Raw genomic sequence first — 278 nt, 5'->3', positions numbered from 1 at the left:
CTCGGTGCTGGCGCACCTGCGCCAGGGCAGCGTGCGCGTTGCACAGGGGCAGGTCGTCCGCAGCGGCACGCACCTCGGTGACTGTGGGAACAGCGGCAATTCCTCCGAACCGCACCTGCACTACCAGCTGCAGGCCGGGCCTGCGTTCGGGGTCAGCGCGGCGCTGCCGGCCCAGTTCTCCGGCTATGTGGCCGACGGCCAGCCGGTCGCGCGCGGCGAACCGGTCAAGGGGCAGCACATCCGGCCTGGCGGCGCTGCACACATCGAATAGTCCCTGC

Annotated in this window: 1 protein-coding gene; it reads left to right on the top strand. The window is 71.6% G+C overall.

Annotation, left to right across the window (positions count from 1 at the left end; translation table 11 throughout):
* Positions 1 to 271: M23 family metallopeptidase (locus tag EN850_RS36125; RefSeq protein ID WP_136093111.1), on the top strand; the 271-nt coding region annotated here is incomplete at its 5' end.
* Positions 272 to 278 lie beyond the last annotated feature (7 nt).

This window comes from Mesorhizobium sp. M8A.F.Ca.ET.207.01.1.1 (genome assembly GCF_004794715.1).
In the GTDB taxonomy this organism is placed as follows: domain Bacteria; phylum Pseudomonadota; class Alphaproteobacteria; order Rhizobiales; family Rhizobiaceae; genus Mesorhizobium.
The sequence above is the reverse complement of the archived record's forward strand: the minus strand, read 5'-3'. Positions and strand labels throughout refer to the sequence as shown.